Origin of the sequence: Flavobacterium supellecticarium, assembly GCF_004801375.1 — a bacterium.
GTDB classification, from domain to species: domain Bacteria; phylum Bacteroidota; class Bacteroidia; order Flavobacteriales; family Flavobacteriaceae; genus Flavobacterium; species Flavobacterium supellecticarium.
The window spans coordinates 397,868-411,988 of sequence record NZ_SSNZ01000002.1; the positions used below are offsets into that span (position 1 = coordinate 397,868).

Below are 14,121 nucleotides of genomic sequence, written 5' to 3' on the forward strand. Positions count from 1 at the left end.
CAGTGTAAAAGTTATATATTTGAAATACCATTTAATTCCCGAAGATGAAAAAGATTGTAACCTGTACCACTTTACTTCTGACATTTCTTTTTATTGGATGTAAAGAGCCGGAAAGTAATAAGCCAAAGGTAATTTACGATGCCACGAAAAATGCGGTAAACAATCCGGTAAAAAGAGATTCTTCACAAATTAAGATCGCCGATTTACCGATCTATATGGAAGGAACCAAATACCTGATTCACGCTATCGGGGATATTCGGGTGTACGACGGTCCGGGAAGCAGCTACGGATCCAGTAAAACCAACTCGGTGAGTTATGCGATTTCCAATTACAACCGCTTTGAAGTTACCGGGTATTTTCAGAATTTAAAATTCCAGCATGTTGATTCGACTGCTATGCGAAGTCTTACGGATAAAGCCATTCAGATTCAAACGGCGACTTACCTGAATACGATTGCCGATAAAACCAAAAGACAAATTCTGGTATATTCGTTAGTCGATTCGGATACCAATCGCGATGGAAAAATTGATTCCAACGATATTAAATCGCTATACCTAAGCAATTTTAACGGAACCCATTTTACCAAATTATCGGATGATTTACAGGAATTATTGGATTGGAATGTGGTAGAAGTACAAAACCGATTATATTTCCGTACGATTGAAGATATCAATAAAAACGGAGCGTTCGATAAAAAAGATCAGGTGCATTATTTCTTCGTAAATCTGATGGATAAAGAATGGAAGGCAGAAGAATATATGCCGATCTAAATCAAGATATCGCTTTCTAAATCCGATTTTTCAATCTTAAAATCAAAACCTAATTTCGCGACCAGTTCGGTTACCAGTTTTTTATACCAGTTTTCCGATTTCGGATGGATATAAATGGTTTCGATCAGCTTGTTAATATCTACATTGATTTTTAAGCCATCGTTAATAGAAAGCTTTTGGGAAGTCACATCCGAAATAATCCGGATTTCTTTTTCATACTGAAAGCTTTTTCGTTTGAACAGAAACGGGAAAAAGGCATCATCAAACGGGATATACTCCTTTTTATAATCGATATAATGGACTTCACCGATGTATTGTTCAAAATGTTTTTCCAGCGCCAGAGCCTCTTTTAAGCGGCCTATGGTCGACTGGATTGCCAGGCCTTCATTGTTTTTGGTGAAAATTTGCCACATCGCGAAAGATTCGTATTCGTTGGCATGCCAGCTACTGATTACGACATTTTCGCGATGTGACTTATAATAATGCAGGAATTTGGGGTTGTTCTCTGCTATTTTTTTTATATCTTCAAAAGTAGGCTCACTAAACGTACCTTCGTATTGGTCTTCGAACTTATCCGACCGCGACATAAACATTTTCTGATATAACAGCAAATCCAAAAACTTCGACAAGTCGAGATACTTCCAGATAATGGTATCCGGGTTTTCAGGAAGTGTGATATTCGGATTCTGTCTGTACATAGGCTGTTTATTCGAACGATTGCATCATCACCAGTTTAGAATAGGTTCCGTTTAGGACTAATAATTCGTCGTGCGTACCTTGTTCTACAATTTCCCCTTTTTGCATTACCACGATCTTATCGGCTTTTTGAATGGTCGAAAGGCGGTGGGCAATCACGACTGAAGTCCGGTTTTGCATCATGTTTTCCAACGCCTGTTGTACCAAACGCTCGCTTTCGGTGTCCAGGGCTGAAGTTGCTTCATCCAGAATCATAATCGGCGGATTTTTCAAAACAGCTCTCGCAATAGACAAACGTTGCTTCTGACCACCGGATAGTTTATTTCCGCTATCTCCGATATTGGTATCGATACCATTTGGCAGGTCTTTTACAAACTCGTAGGCATTGGCCACTTTTAAGGCAGCAATGATCTCGTCGTCGGTAGCATCCTGTTTGCCTAAAAGGATGTTGTTTTTAATCGTATCGTTAAATAGAATACTGTCTTGTGTTACAAGTCCCATGAGTCCACGTAAGGCGTGTAGGTCGTAATCTTTAATATTGATATTGTCGATTTTGATTTCACCTTCCTGAACATCGTAAAAACGCGTCAGCAAATTGGCAATAGTACTTTTTCCGCTACCGGATTGTCCTACTAAAGCGACGGTTTTACCTTTTGGTACGTCCAGTGAAAAGTTTTTCAGAACATTTTCATCTTCATAACGGAAATTGATATTCTCAATCTTGATTAAATCGTCAAAAGTTGTTTTCTGTATTGCATCCGGCTTACTGGTAATTGGATTTTCTTCTTCCAGAATTTCCAGAACCCGTTCGGCAGCGGCATTTCCTCTTTTAATGTCGTATGACGCTTTGGAAATCGCTTTGGCCGGTGTAAGGATGTTATAAGCCAATCCCATATAGGCGATAAATTGGGCGCCCAATAAGGTTTTCTCAACCAATACCATATGACCGCCAAACCATAATAAAATAGCGATAACCATGATTCCCATAAATTCACTCACCGGAGATGCCATGTTCTGACGGTTCATGATTTTGTTGGAAAGGTTAAAATAACGATCGGTAGATGAACTGAATTTTTTATTGAAATACGCTTCCGATGTAAACCCTTTGATCACTTTTAAACCACCAAGGGTTTCCTCAACGATCGATAAAAACATGCCCTGTTCCTGTTGTGCTACAGTTGACTGCTTTTTTAATCGCTTACCGATTAATGAGATCACAAAACCCGAAACCGGAATAAAAATAAAAACGAAAATGGTCAGTTTTACACTAATGATTAGCATTCCCACAATGGTAAAGATAATCGTTAGCGGTTCTTTGATGATCAGCTCCAATATTGAAAGGTAGGAACTTTGTACTTCTCCTACGTCCCAGGTGATACGGGAAATGGTGTCACCTTTTCGTTTTTCGGAAAAGAACGAAAGCGGTAATTCCACGGCTTTTTTATACATCGCATTTCGAAGATCGCGCAGCATTCCGTTTCGAAGGAAGGTAGCGAAAAACAAGGCCAGGTAGTTAAAAAGATTCTTTAATAAGAAAATGGAAATAATGATCACAACTAATATGCCGAGAGTATAATCGATACCTTTAGCTTCGGAAGTAGTTGTCACAAAAAAATTAAAATAATCTTCTGCAAAAGCTTTGATGTTTCCGATACCGGTATATTGTGGTGCTTCGGTGATTTTTTTGGTTTCTCCAAATAAGACCGACAACATCGGGATCAGCGCCATAAACGAAATAGTACTGAATAAAGCATAGAGGATATTGAACGCAATATTCAGGTAAGCGTATTTTAAATAAGGGATCGCAAAGCGAAAAATTTGTTTAAAGTAGGTCATTTTATGATAAATTCATTCCTGTAATAATGTTCTCGATTTTAGCGTTCAGGAATTCTTCCGCAGCAGCGATTTCGTCGAGACTTTCTATTCTTGCATTTACGCTAAAATAGAATTTGATTTTGGGCTCCGTACCACTTGGGCGGGCGCATATTTTACTACCGTCTTCCAGATAGTAAATCAGTACATTCGATTTTGGAATATCCAGTGTTCCGGTTTCTCCGGTAAACATGTTTCGGGTAGTCGAATTTTGATAATCCTCTACAAAAATTACCCGTTCGCCATTGATTTCTTCCAATGGATTATTTCTTAAATCAGACATCATCTGTTTGATTTCGTTCGCACCGTCGATTCCTTTTTTGGTAATGGAGATCAAATGTTCTTTATAAAAACCAAAATCCACATACATTTGTAGTAATTCCTCGTATAACGAACTTCCGTTGGCTTTCGCCTGAGCCGCGATTTCGCAGACTAATAGGGTAGCGGTAACAGCGTCTTTATCGCGAACGGCATCACCGGCCATAAAACCAAAGCTTTCTTCGCCACCACCAATAAATTTCTGTTGCGGGAAATCTTTGATCATTTTAGCGATCCATTTAAAACCGGTCAATCCGACTTTGCATTCGATTCCGTAAACGTCGGCCAATTCCAACATCATTGGTGTCGATACAATCGTCGATCCGATAAATTCGGTTCCGGTAATGCGACCTTGTTTTTTCCATTGTTCCAGTAAGAAATGTGTCATCAGTACCATGGTCTGGTTACCGTTTAACAATACTAATTGTCCTTCGGCATTGCGAACGGCCACGCCAAGTCGGTCGCTATCCGGGTCGGTTCCGATTACGATATCGGCTCCGGTTTTTTCGGCCAGTGCCAACGCCATAGTCAACGCTTCCGGTTCTTCCGGGTTAGGCGATTTTACTGTTGGGAAATCGCCGTTTGGTTCAGCTTGTTCTTTAACAATGGCTACATTGGTGTAGCCGGCTTTTTCCAATACATCCGGAACCAGTTTAATAGACGTTCCGTGTAGCGATGTAAAAACGATTTTTAGGTTTTCTTTTGCCGAGGCCGAAGTGTTAAAACTTCCGTTTTCGATAGCCGAATTAATAAAGGCCTCGTCTACGGCTGTATCGATATATTCGATCAGGTCGTTATTCGCTTCAAATCGGATTTGATCGTATTGTAGCGCTTCGATGGTTTGTATGATTTCATGATCTTGCGGCGGAACCAATTGGCCGCCATCCTGCCAGTACACTTTATAACCGTTGTATTCCGGCGGATTGTGTGAAGCCGTTAATACAATTCCGGCATGACACTCCAGATGTTTTACGGTAAACGATAACTCTGGTGTTGGACGCATATCCGAAAATAAAAACACCTTAATCCCATTGGCCGAAAATAAATCGGCAACCACTTTAGCCAGTGTGTCGCTGTTGTGACGGCAATCGTAAGCAATAGCAACTTTAAGTGCTTCGCCCGGGAATGATTTTTTTAAATAATCTGAAATTCCCTGAGTATTTTTTCCTAAAGTATATTTGTTGATTCTATTGGTGCCAACACCCATTATGCCGCGCATTCCTCCGGTACCAAATTCCAGGTTTTTATAAAAACTATCTTCCAGTTCTTTTGGGGAAGACGTCATCATTTCCTTGATTTTTTCCTGAGTTTCCGAATCAAATACCGGACTGTTAAGCCAGATATTGACTTTATCGAGTAGCTGCTGTTCGATGTGCATGTTACATTTTTTTACGTTGTTATAAACTAAATATTAACCTTTTCGGCAATTTTATAGCGTTCTTCATTGTTTTTGGTGCGAAGAATAATTTCGCCTAAAAAGCCGGCTAAAAATAGTTGTGTTCCAATGATCATGGTAGTTAGCGCAATATAAAACCACGGATTGCTGGTCACTAAAATAGTGTGCTGGTGGTGGTAAAGTCGGAACAGTTTACTAAAACCGATATATCCGGCAGACAGAAAACCGATGCTAAACATCAGTACGCCCAGGGCGCCAAAGAGGTGCATGGGTCTTTTTCCGAACCGGGACAAAAACCAGATGGTAATCAGATCGAGAAAACCGTTGATAAAACGCTCCATTCCGAATTTGGTTGTGCCATATTTTCGGGCCTGATGAATGACCACCTTTTCGCCAATTTTAGCAAAGCCTGCGTTTTTCGCCAGTACCGGGATATAACGGTGCATTTCACCGGAAACCTCGATATTTTTGATTACGATATTTTTATACGCCTTTAGTCCGCAGTTAAAATCATTTAACTGGACACCCGATGTTTTACGAGCAGCCCAGTTAAACAATTTTGAAGGTAAATTTTTGGCTACGACTGAATCGTAACGCTTTTTTTTCCAACCCGACACCAGATCGTATTGTTGGTCGGTAATCATATGATATAACTCCGGAATTTCGTCAGGACTGTCCTGTAAATCGGCATCCATAGTAATGATAACATCACCCTGGGCCTTTGCAAAACCGGCATGGAGCGCCTGTGATTTTCCGTAATTCCTTAAAAAGCGGATTCCTTTTACATTGGGATCCTGAGCCGATAGTGTTTCAATCAGCTTCCAGGAATTATCGGTACTGCCATCGTCAATAAAAATCACTTCGTAGGAGAAGTGGTTGGCTGTCATGACACGGACAATCCAGGAATGCAGTTCCGGGAGCGATTCGCTCTCGTTTAATAAAGGAATTATTATGGATAGATTCATTTAATTTTTTATTCTAATGTGTTGGTTTTGTTTTTGAAAATCAACGCCAGGATAGCACCGAAAATAGCACTGAAAACAAAACTGAAAACCAATCCTTTTAATTGATTAGCGATACTGTAATTATCAGTCTCTTTCATTTTTTCAACCGTCTCTTTGATAGCAGCAGTAGGCGTGTTGAATTTTTTAAGCATATCGACGGTATATTCGATAGACATTTGGCTGATGGTTTCTTTTACTGACGGATCGATAAAATTAAACAAAATGATGTTGAAAACCACCCCTAAAACAGCACCGATAGCCGCAGCAATAAAGTAAACGGTAAAAGCTTCCTTAAACGTGATACCGCCCAGTGCTTTTTTGGTTTTGGAAAGTAGTATAACTCCTAAAACGATATAAATGATAATGCTTGCAATTCCGATCCAGGGATTAACAAATAGCGATACGTCAATGGCATAAATTAAAGTAGTGACTAAAATGGAAAATACACCCATTATGATACCAAAATTAATCCCGTTTTTTTTGATTGTAGCATTCATAAAAATTTAGTTTTTGGTTAATTAATTTACAAATATAAGAATTACCTTTATAGGAGCGTTAAAAAATATAAACGGTAAGGATTCAAAAAAATAGAGGGAAAGATTTGATATTTCAAAATTAATTGTAAATTTGCAGCCTTAAATAAAAAGATTATAAACAAAAAGTTGTAGACCGTTTATACCTTTTGAAAAACAAAAGCTTCAAAACGGGTTACAGCCACAAATAAAAAAGATTTACATCATGAAAAAAGGAATTCACCCGGAAAATTACAGATTGGTAGCATTTAAAGATATGTCAAACGAAGACGTATTCATCACTAAATCTACTGTAGATACGAAAGAAACAATTGAAGTTGATGGTGTTGAATATCCAGTGTTTAAAATGGAGATTTCAAGAACATCTCACCCATTCTACACAGGTAAATCAAAACTTATCGATACTGCTGGACGTATTGATAAATTCAAAAACAAATACGCTAAATTTAGTAAGTAATAAGTGTTCAAAATTTATAAGAAGCTTCCCATTCGGGAAGCTTTTTTTATTTTTATATCTGACGGAAAACTTTGTAACTTTGGTAACGAATCATACGGCACTAACAGATGAACTACATCCTTTTTGACGGAGCAGTCCGACAGGCACTGCTACCGTTTACGTTTACCCGACCTGTAGCGGACATCCGGATCGGAATATTAACCATCCGCGAAAAATGGGAAAAATACCTGGGGTATACAACCACAACAATCACCGAGGAATACCTGATGGAAAAATTCCCAATGGTCGAAATGCAGGAAAACATTATGATTAATGCTTCGTTCCTTCCGAATGAAATACTGACGGAGATGATTGCGAATCTGGAACCCAATCAGGCAATTTTTCATCATGAGGATGTGATCGCGTTCTATACACAGGATTCGCAGGAAGAAGTGGATTTTGATACCTATGAGATTATAGACTATACGGACGATTGTATCAAAATTGAACATACGTGGGACATTTTCAAAAAAAATGACAGCGCTTTACGCGAAGATTTCGAATTGCTCACCGAAGGGCGTACGTCGCAACCGATTCCGAAGAGTGTAAATGTAATCGCACCGGAAAATATTTTTATCGAAGAAGGAGCCAAACTGGAGTTTGTTACCTTAAATGCGGCTACCGGTCCGATCTATATCGGGAAAAATGCGGAGATCATGGAAGGAACCGTAATCCGCGGGCCATTTGCATTATGTGAAGAAGCGGTGGTAAAACTGGCTGCCAAAATATATGGCGCGACAACCGTTGGTCCGCATTGTAGAGTAGGTGGTGAAATTAGCAATTCGGTATTGTTTGCCTATTCGAATAAAGGACATGATGGCTTTTTAGGGAACTCCGTTTTGGGTGAATGGTGTAATATGGGAGCGGATAGTAATAATTCCAACCTGAAAAACAACTATGAAGAAGTAAAATTATGGAGCTATGAAACCGAAGCCATGGAAAAAACCGGCTTACAGTTTTGTGGTTTGATGATGGGCGATCATAGTAAATGCGGCATCAACACAATGTTTAATACCGGTACGGTAGTAGGTGTATGTGCAAATATTTATGGAGGCGGATTTCCGAAAAACTTCATACCGAGTTTTTCATGGGGTGGTGCCGATGGGTTTACGGAATACATTCCGGAAAAAGCATTTGCTACAGCCGAAAACGTAATGTCGCGACGTCATGTGAGTTTTACGGAACAGGATAAAGCGATACTGGAACATGTATTTGAAGAAACGGCAAAATGGCGTTAAACCATTTTTTTATATAAATCAGAAACCACAATCGTGTGAAACGGTTGTGGTTTTTTGTTGGTTGTTGTTGCAAATTTAACATGGCAGTATGGCAAATCTTTAAAATAAGCCTTACCTTTAAAGTGAAGTAACTCAAAAATAATCTTACAATGTATAGAGTTGAAAACGACCTGTTAGGGGATTTGAATGTTCCAGAAAAGGCATATTATGGGATTCAAACCCAACGTGCAATTGATAATTTCCATATTTCCGGAGTGCGGTTATACCAATATCCCGAGTTTATAAAAGGACTGGCCTATGTAAAATGGGCGGCTGCCGAAACCAATTTTACATTAGGATTATTGGACGAAAAACTAAAAAATGCGATTGTTGCGGCGGCTAAAGAAGTGATCGAAGGGAAATTCGATAAAGAATTTCCGATCGACATGATACAAGGAGGTGCCGGAACATCGACCAATATGAATATCAATGAAGTATTGGCCAACAGAGCGTTGGAAATTATGGGATATCAGAAAGGGGAATACCAATATTGTTCGCCAAACGACCATGTCAATTTATCACAGTCGACCAACGATGCGTATCCGACTTCGATAAAACTAGCGGCGATTAACTCGAACATCAAACTGATAGGTCATTTAAAATTATTGATTGCCTCGTTTCGCAAAAAAGGAGAGGAATTTAAATCGGTATTAAAAATGGGGCGGACCCAATTGCAGGATGCGGTACCCATGACATTAGGACAGGAGTTTGAAGCGTTTGCAGCCAACCTGGAAGAAGAAATCGACCGACTTAACCAAAATTCGGCCTTGTTTTTTGAAATCAATATGGGTGCTACGGCCATCGGAACCGGATTAAACGCTGTTCCGGGTTATGCGAAGTTATGTGCCGAAAATCTGGCAAAAGTATCGGGACATCCGTTTGTATCGGCACCCAACCTGATCGAAGCGACTCCGGATACGGGATCGTATGTGATTTATTCGTCTGCTTTAAAACGAATGGCAATCAAGATATCTAAAATATGTAACGATTTGCGACTGCTTTCATCCGGTCCGCGTTGTGGTTTAAACGAAATTAATTTGCCACCAATGCAACCGGGATCTTCCATTATGCCGGGGAAAGTAAATCCGGTCATTCCCGAAGTAATGAATCAGGTGTGCTACCGTGTAATCGGTAATGACCTTACGGTGACAATGGCGGCCGAAGCCGGACAATTGCAGCTAAACGTAATGGAACCGGTGCTGACCTATGCGATTATGGAATCGATGGAGTTGCTGGCAAACGGTATGGATACGTTACGGCTAAAATGTGTTGACGGTATCACGGCTAATGTCGAACATTGTCGTGAAATGGTATTGCACAGTATCGGTATCGTAACAGCGCTAAATCCGTATATAGGATATAAAAACAGTACCAAAATTGCCAAAGAAGCTTTGGAAAGCGGTAAGAGTGTGTACAACCTTGTTTTGGAGCACAATATATTGTCCAAAGAACAACTGGACGATATTCTAAATCCGGAAAATATGTTGGCACCAAAAGGATAAGCGAATTAAATATTTAGGTGTTTGATTATCTTTTTTGAAAACCTATTAAAGAAGCGGATTTTTAGGAATAGTATAAAAATCCGCTCTTTTATTTTGTGAAGGATTCATAGTCCCATTTCCATTTGTTGGTAAATGGATCATAACCACATTTTTGTGGTTTGGAATAGATATTTTCGGGAGTCTCCAAATAGGCTCTGCAATCAATACATATATAACGAAATTCGCAATACATACAGGTTTCTATTTTATCTTTTGAGATAGTCCAATATTTATTAAAATCAGGATTTTCGATAATTGAGTCGAGTGTTTTTATGGATTTAATATTTCCAAAGCTTTGTTTCATTGAGGGACAGTTTTTAATGTTTCCGGATTTGTCGATACTTATTTTACGATTCAGACAGGAATTATAGCATAAAGATTCGGTATAACTTTCGATAGTAATATTGAAATAATCAGGGTGAATGATGCCACAATGGCTTTCTGAAGTTATTTTTTGTCGGGTTGTCACCACAATGCCAAAACCGTAATTTTCCTTTTGGATTACTTTGTTTTCTTGGGAAGAATGTAAGACCAGACTTTTGATTTTACGATTATTCTCAACCCATTTCATTATTTGGGTATAGTCTTGTTCAAAAGAGTCTTTTATAATAAATTCGACTGATTTTATAAAACAATGGTTAATTTCTGTTATTAGAGTATCGAAAAAGATACTATCCATATCTTCAAAACAACGTATCTGAATGTGTCTGCAATTATATGGAATAAGGAAGTACTGAATAATATCTTTGATAGTAGTATTGGAGTTTTTGTCAAAATCGATAATGGCATTCGTGATTTTGGCGGGATATTCAAATTTCAGCTGTAATTGTGGGAATCTTTTTAGTTCTTTTTTAGAACAGGAAAAAATGAAATTATGATCTTTTAATACGGCTACGTACTCATGAAAAATGCTTAGATTTTCTTGGTCAAATATTCTTGGAGCTTCCTTTAAATTGTAGTAACGTTGTTTTGAAAATAAATCGGCAAAACTATTTGGAATTAGAACATACTTACTGCGTTGTAAATCACAGATCACAGATCGAGAGATCCCTTTTGTGATCAGACAGTTTGCAAAAAGATGGATGTAATTTCTATTCTTCATTTAGGATTGACAAGATTACAATTTTAGAAATAGGTTTGTAAAAAGGGATCGCATATGCACCTTCCGTTTTAAAATGACCGTATGTTATTGGATTTATCGGATTTGAAGACTTCGTAGGAATCACCTCTATATCCCAAAACCGCGCTATAAATGGCAAATCCTTTAGATTGTCATTTATATAGTGCTGAATATAAATTTTTATCTTTTTTTCCATTTTTTAAAATCGTTTTAGCGATTGTTTTTTCTATCGAATAGTTGCAATTTCTACTAAGCCATTGAAATTGACCAACAGGATTGATCTCCAGAAAATAATACTCACCTTCGGGAGTGTAGATAATGTCAAACGAGCCGCAATTCAATTTTAATCGCAACATTAATTGATGTAGTTTTTTTTCTAATTTTTTAGGTAATATATAAGGAACACAACGATTTGGATTTTTATGGTCGTAATTTCTGTAATCGATTTTTGTTTTTTCGTTTTGTTGACTAAAAATGACCATGCTTTTGAAAATACCGTTCAGGTAAAAACTTCTAATTTCAAATTGTTTAGGGATATACTTTTGAAAAAAAGAAGGCGAAAACGAACAACTACTTTTAGGGATATCTTTTAGTGTTACTAATTGGGTCGGAGTCGAAAAATAAGCTTTGTAGTTTTGGTTTATATTCAAGGAAAAAAACGGATTCTGAATCGATTTTGTAATTATCATTTTATTTTCGGAAAGAAATACATTCAATTCATCACTATTAGTTGTGATCAAAGTGTTTGGAATTTTTATGTTTAAATCCAGACAATGTTCCAAAACGGTAACCTTATTTATGAAATTGTCATTAAATCGATTTATAAGGTTGAAGTGAAAAAAACTATTTAAATATGAAATTAATGGAACCAAAGCGACCTTTTCCAGATTTTTTCGAAACGATTTGTTTCGGTGATTAGATGTTATTTTGTATTCACCTCTCCGATACCAAAAAGAACATTTATTTATCGGGATATTGTTAATTTTTACTGCCTTCTTTTTTTGATCGGAAAAAAGTAATGAAAAATTTTCTATGGCATAATCATTAAAAAATAAATGAATTTTGTTGAAGTTCCCATAATAGTATAGCCACATTAAAACCGTGTCGGTACTGCTGTCAAAAGATTGTGATTGTATGATTATAGAAGCTTTTTTCATAAGATTATCGGCAATTCCAGAAACCCCAAAAGAGTTTAAAACCGTGTTTTTTTTCGTATTCTTTCTTTTTTTCATCTACTTCCATAGCAACCATAAATAAATCATGTCTCATTTTATTAATATCCTTGCGTTTCCATTTTTCACCATAGCTAACAAACGGATTAGTATGATAAACACCCTTAAGTGTTGAAAAACCAGGATTCGTAGAAGATCTATAGGTGTTGTCATGTAGCAATGCCACATCCCGAGGATGTATATTCCCTTTTTTTATTTCGGTTAACCAATACTCTTTCAATTTATAATAAGACGAAAAATTATTAATTAAAACCAGAACCATCATTTTTTCGGTTAATTCCTGTTCGTTGCAGGAAAAATAATCCCATAATTCTTTATGAGGTTTAACCCTATCGTAAAAATTGGGCTTTTTGCTTCCTAGTTGTCTGAAAATTGTCGAATCGGCAATACCAATTAATCGATCACCTGGAAATCCTTTTTTAACGATCGAATCGGTTAAGGTTATTAAAATTGATTTTTTTCTTTTTTCATATACCTTTCGATCTAAAAATCGTCCCCTTTGATCCCAAAAACCTACTGTATAAACATAATCCAAATAATTTACATCGATACGGGATAGATAATCCCGACGTTTAATAGAATATATTTTTTTTAGTTTAGTATCGGCACTTAATTGTTTATAGATTGTTTTGAAAAGGGGAATGTAACGAATATGGTCAATTTTAAGGCCATATTCAAAACCTTGTTCAAGGTATTGCCGATAAGGTTTCTTGCAGAAATAGGCTATTTGTGCAGCATTTACGAGATCTTTGACAAAGACAAAATTATAGGATGTAAATACTTTATTATAAAAATAAAAAGTACTGTCAATATCACTTTTTATAAAATACTGTTCTTCAGCTTTGTTAATCAGTTTGTGATATTCAAAATAATTGCCTTGAGAAAAACAATTAAAAGATATCAGTAAACCAATGCACCATCGCATCCATTTTAATACCAATCTGTTCTCGGATCCCATGATGTCAATTTAAAGTCAATATCTGCACCACCATCTATCGGAGCTGTGTTAGGATGTAAAGGTTCGGCGGTGGGACAGGTTTCGGAATCATAGCTATCTGTACCAGTGTATCGGGCATTTCTATAGCAGGTGGCTTCTGGTTCGATAAGCCCTCCTAAAATTTGCAATGGATTTTTAACTGTATTACCTTTGAATTTTTCAAACGTGTCATTTTTTAAACTTTCTAACTTTTTCATTTTTAAATAGTTTAGTGTTAATAATTATGATTAAAGTCGAAAAGGCAAATGAAATACTAGGGCTTATGCAGAGAGAGATAGTAGTTCCACCTTTTATAGGGAGAATGAATTTTTACTTTTTGATTGAGGAACTACAATTTACAAGCTTTGTTTTTAAAACCAAAATTCGGATAAAATAAAAAACCGAACATTTAGTTCGGTTTTTTTATGATTTTTGATTAATCATCTACTCTTAAAAATTCGCCTTTGGAATTGAATTTTAATTCCAGACCATTGTTTAGATCTACTTCATAATCCCAGGCTCCTTTGTCGATTTTTACGATTGCGGCACCTTTATAATGCGTTTGAACATAGGTCAGAATGGGGGCCGGAACAACGCTATTCGGAATGGTGTTTTTGTTACCATCCACTTCTTCCCAGTTTCCTTTACGGTCAAATTCAATTTCGGTACCGTCGGCCAATTGTACCTTATAGTCCAGAGAAAAGGTTTCTTCGTCCTTTAGAATGTAATTGGGCGTTTGTTTTGGAAAATGTTTTTTCAGGAAATTCTGTGCATTAGCTGGTAATTGCGCCATAGTAATACTGCTTTTTTGTGCCTGAGCGGTAAAGCCGGTTAAAAAGATCATAAAAAGCGCGATAGCGGTTAATCGGAAATTCAATATTGTTTTCATA

General features: G+C 37.2%; 14 protein-coding genes. 4 read left to right on the plus strand and 10 right to left on the minus strand.

All coding sequences use genetic code 11. The features are described 5' to 3' along the window. The first annotated feature begins 44 nt into the window (after positions 1-44). A complete protein-coding gene (locus tag E6C50_RS06415) occupies positions 45-770 on the plus strand; it encodes a hypothetical protein (protein WP_136402378.1) in 726 nt (241 codons plus the stop codon). Here the strand turns inward: E6C50_RS06415 and E6C50_RS06420 are convergent. From E6C50_RS06420 to E6C50_RS06440, 5 genes are read right to left on the minus strand one after another with little or no spacing between them, the layout of a single operon-like run. Further along, positions 767-1,468, minus strand: coding sequence for a hypothetical protein (locus E6C50_RS06420; RefSeq protein ID WP_136402379.1), 702 nt, complete (start codon positions 1,466-1,468; stop codon positions 767-769). The genes E6C50_RS06415 and E6C50_RS06420 overlap by 4 nt on opposite strands. 7 nt (positions 1,469-1,475) lie before the next feature. Next, positions 1,476-3,302, minus strand: coding sequence for an ABC transporter ATP-binding protein (locus E6C50_RS06425; RefSeq protein ID WP_136402380.1), 1,827 nt, complete (start codon positions 3,300-3,302; stop codon positions 1,476-1,478). Position 3,303: 1 nt separating this feature from the next. After that, positions 3,304-5,034: a phospho-sugar mutase gene (locus E6C50_RS06430; protein ID WP_136402381.1), complete on the minus strand. Its 1,731-nt coding sequence runs from the start codon at positions 5,032-5,034 to the stop codon at positions 3,304-3,306. A gap of 26 nt (positions 5,035-5,060) precedes the next feature. Then, on the minus strand, positions 5,061-6,017 hold the full coding sequence (locus E6C50_RS06435) for a glycosyltransferase family 2 protein (protein WP_136402382.1): 957 nt from the start codon (positions 6,015-6,017) through the stop codon (positions 5,061-5,063). A gap of 8 nt (positions 6,018-6,025) precedes the next feature. After that, positions 6,026-6,553, minus strand: coding sequence for a DUF4199 domain-containing protein (locus tag E6C50_RS06440; protein WP_136402383.1), 528 nt, complete (start codon positions 6,551-6,553; stop codon positions 6,026-6,028). 241 nt (positions 6,554-6,794) lie between these two features. Between E6C50_RS06440 and E6C50_RS06445 the strand changes: the two genes are divergently transcribed. The 3 genes from E6C50_RS06445 to aspA all read left to right on the plus strand — a co-directional run bounded on the left by E6C50_RS06445 (position 6,795) and on the right by aspA (position 9,864). After that, positions 6,795-7,046 carry a type B 50S ribosomal protein L31 gene (locus E6C50_RS06445; protein WP_136402384.1) on the plus strand — a complete coding sequence of 84 codons (252 nt, stop codon included), beginning with the start codon at positions 6,795-6,797 and terminating at the stop codon, positions 7,044-7,046. A 107-nt stretch (positions 7,047-7,153) separates the two neighbouring features. Beyond that, positions 7,154-8,323 (plus strand): GlmU family protein, encoded by a 1,170-nt coding sequence (locus E6C50_RS06450; RefSeq protein ID WP_136402385.1) that lies wholly within the window; start codon positions 7,154-7,156, stop codon positions 8,321-8,323. 149 nt (positions 8,324-8,472) lie between these two features. Then, positions 8,473-9,864 carry an aspartate ammonia-lyase gene (gene aspA, locus E6C50_RS06455; RefSeq protein WP_136402386.1) on the plus strand — a complete coding sequence of 464 codons (1,392 nt, stop codon included), beginning with the start codon at positions 8,473-8,475 and terminating at the stop codon, positions 9,862-9,864. Between the two features lie 88 nt (positions 9,865-9,952). Here aspA and gwsS read toward each other — a convergent pair whose 3' ends face one another. The 5 genes from gwsS to E6C50_RS06480 all read right to left on the minus strand — a co-directional run bounded on the left by gwsS (position 9,953) and on the right by E6C50_RS06480 (position 14,120). Next, positions 9,953-11,005, minus strand: a complete 1,053-nt coding sequence (gene gwsS, locus E6C50_RS06460) for a grasp-with-spasm system SPASM domain peptide maturase (protein ID WP_136402387.1) — start codon at positions 11,003-11,005, stop codon at positions 9,953-9,955. 170 nt (positions 11,006-11,175) lie between these two features. Beyond that, entirely contained in the window at positions 11,176-11,895 is a 720-nt protein-coding gene (locus tag E6C50_RS06465) for an ATP-grasp domain-containing protein (protein ID WP_136402388.1), read from the minus strand. 289 nt (positions 11,896-12,184) lie between these two features. Then, a complete protein-coding gene (locus tag E6C50_RS06470; protein ID WP_136402389.1) occupies positions 12,185-13,180 on the minus strand; it encodes a hypothetical protein in 996 nt (331 codons plus the stop codon). A 5-nt stretch (positions 13,181-13,185) separates the two neighbouring features. Continuing rightward, positions 13,186-13,449 carry a hypothetical protein gene (locus tag E6C50_RS06475; RefSeq protein ID WP_136402390.1) on the minus strand — a complete coding sequence of 88 codons (264 nt, stop codon included), beginning with the start codon at positions 13,447-13,449 and terminating at the stop codon, positions 13,186-13,188. Between the two features lie 218 nt (positions 13,450-13,667). Then, positions 13,668-14,120 carry a PepSY-like domain-containing protein gene (locus tag E6C50_RS06480; RefSeq protein ID WP_230978968.1) on the minus strand — a complete coding sequence of 151 codons (453 nt, stop codon included), beginning with the start codon at positions 14,118-14,120 and terminating at the stop codon, positions 13,668-13,670. Position 14,121: the final 1 nt, after the last annotated feature.

Excerpts from the sequence above, each read along its gene's own strand:
- E6C50_RS06415 (WP_136402378.1), top strand. The coding sequence starts at position 45 with ATGAAAAAGATTGTAACCTGTACCACTTTACTTCTGACATTTCTTTTT.
- E6C50_RS06420 (WP_136402379.1), bottom strand. The coding sequence starts at position 1,468 with ATGTACAGACAGAATCCGAATATCACACTTCCTGAAAACCCGGATACC.
- E6C50_RS06425 (WP_136402380.1), bottom strand. The coding sequence starts at position 3,302 with ATGACCTACTTTAAACAAATTTTTCGCTTTGCGATCCCTTATTTAAAA.
- E6C50_RS06430 (WP_136402381.1), bottom strand. The coding sequence starts at position 5,034 with ATGCACATCGAACAGCAGCTACTCGATAAAGTCAATATCTGGCTTAAC.
- E6C50_RS06435 (WP_136402382.1), bottom strand. The coding sequence starts at position 6,017 with ATGAATCTATCCATAATAATTCCTTTATTAAACGAGAGCGAATCGCTC.
- E6C50_RS06440 (WP_136402383.1), bottom strand. The coding sequence starts at position 6,553 with ATGAATGCTACAATCAAAAAAAACGGGATTAATTTTGGTATCATAATG.
- E6C50_RS06445 (WP_136402384.1), top strand. The coding sequence starts at position 6,795 with ATGAAAAAAGGAATTCACCCGGAAAATTACAGATTGGTAGCATTTAAA.
- E6C50_RS06450 (WP_136402385.1), top strand. The coding sequence starts at position 7,154 with ATGAACTACATCCTTTTTGACGGAGCAGTCCGACAGGCACTGCTACCG.
- aspA (WP_136402386.1), top strand. The coding sequence starts at position 8,473 with ATGTATAGAGTTGAAAACGACCTGTTAGGGGATTTGAATGTTCCAGAA.
- gwsS (WP_136402387.1), bottom strand. The coding sequence starts at position 11,005 with ATGAAGAATAGAAATTACATCCATCTTTTTGCAAACTGTCTGATCACA.
- E6C50_RS06470 (WP_136402389.1), bottom strand. The coding sequence starts at position 13,180 with ATGCGATGGTGCATTGGTTTACTGATATCTTTTAATTGTTTTTCTCAA.
- E6C50_RS06475 (WP_136402390.1), bottom strand. The coding sequence starts at position 13,449 with ATGAAAAAGTTAGAAAGTTTAAAAAATGACACGTTTGAAAAATTCAAA.
- E6C50_RS06480 (WP_230978968.1), bottom strand. The coding sequence starts at position 14,120 with ATGAAAACAATATTGAATTTCCGATTAACCGCTATCGCGCTTTTTATG.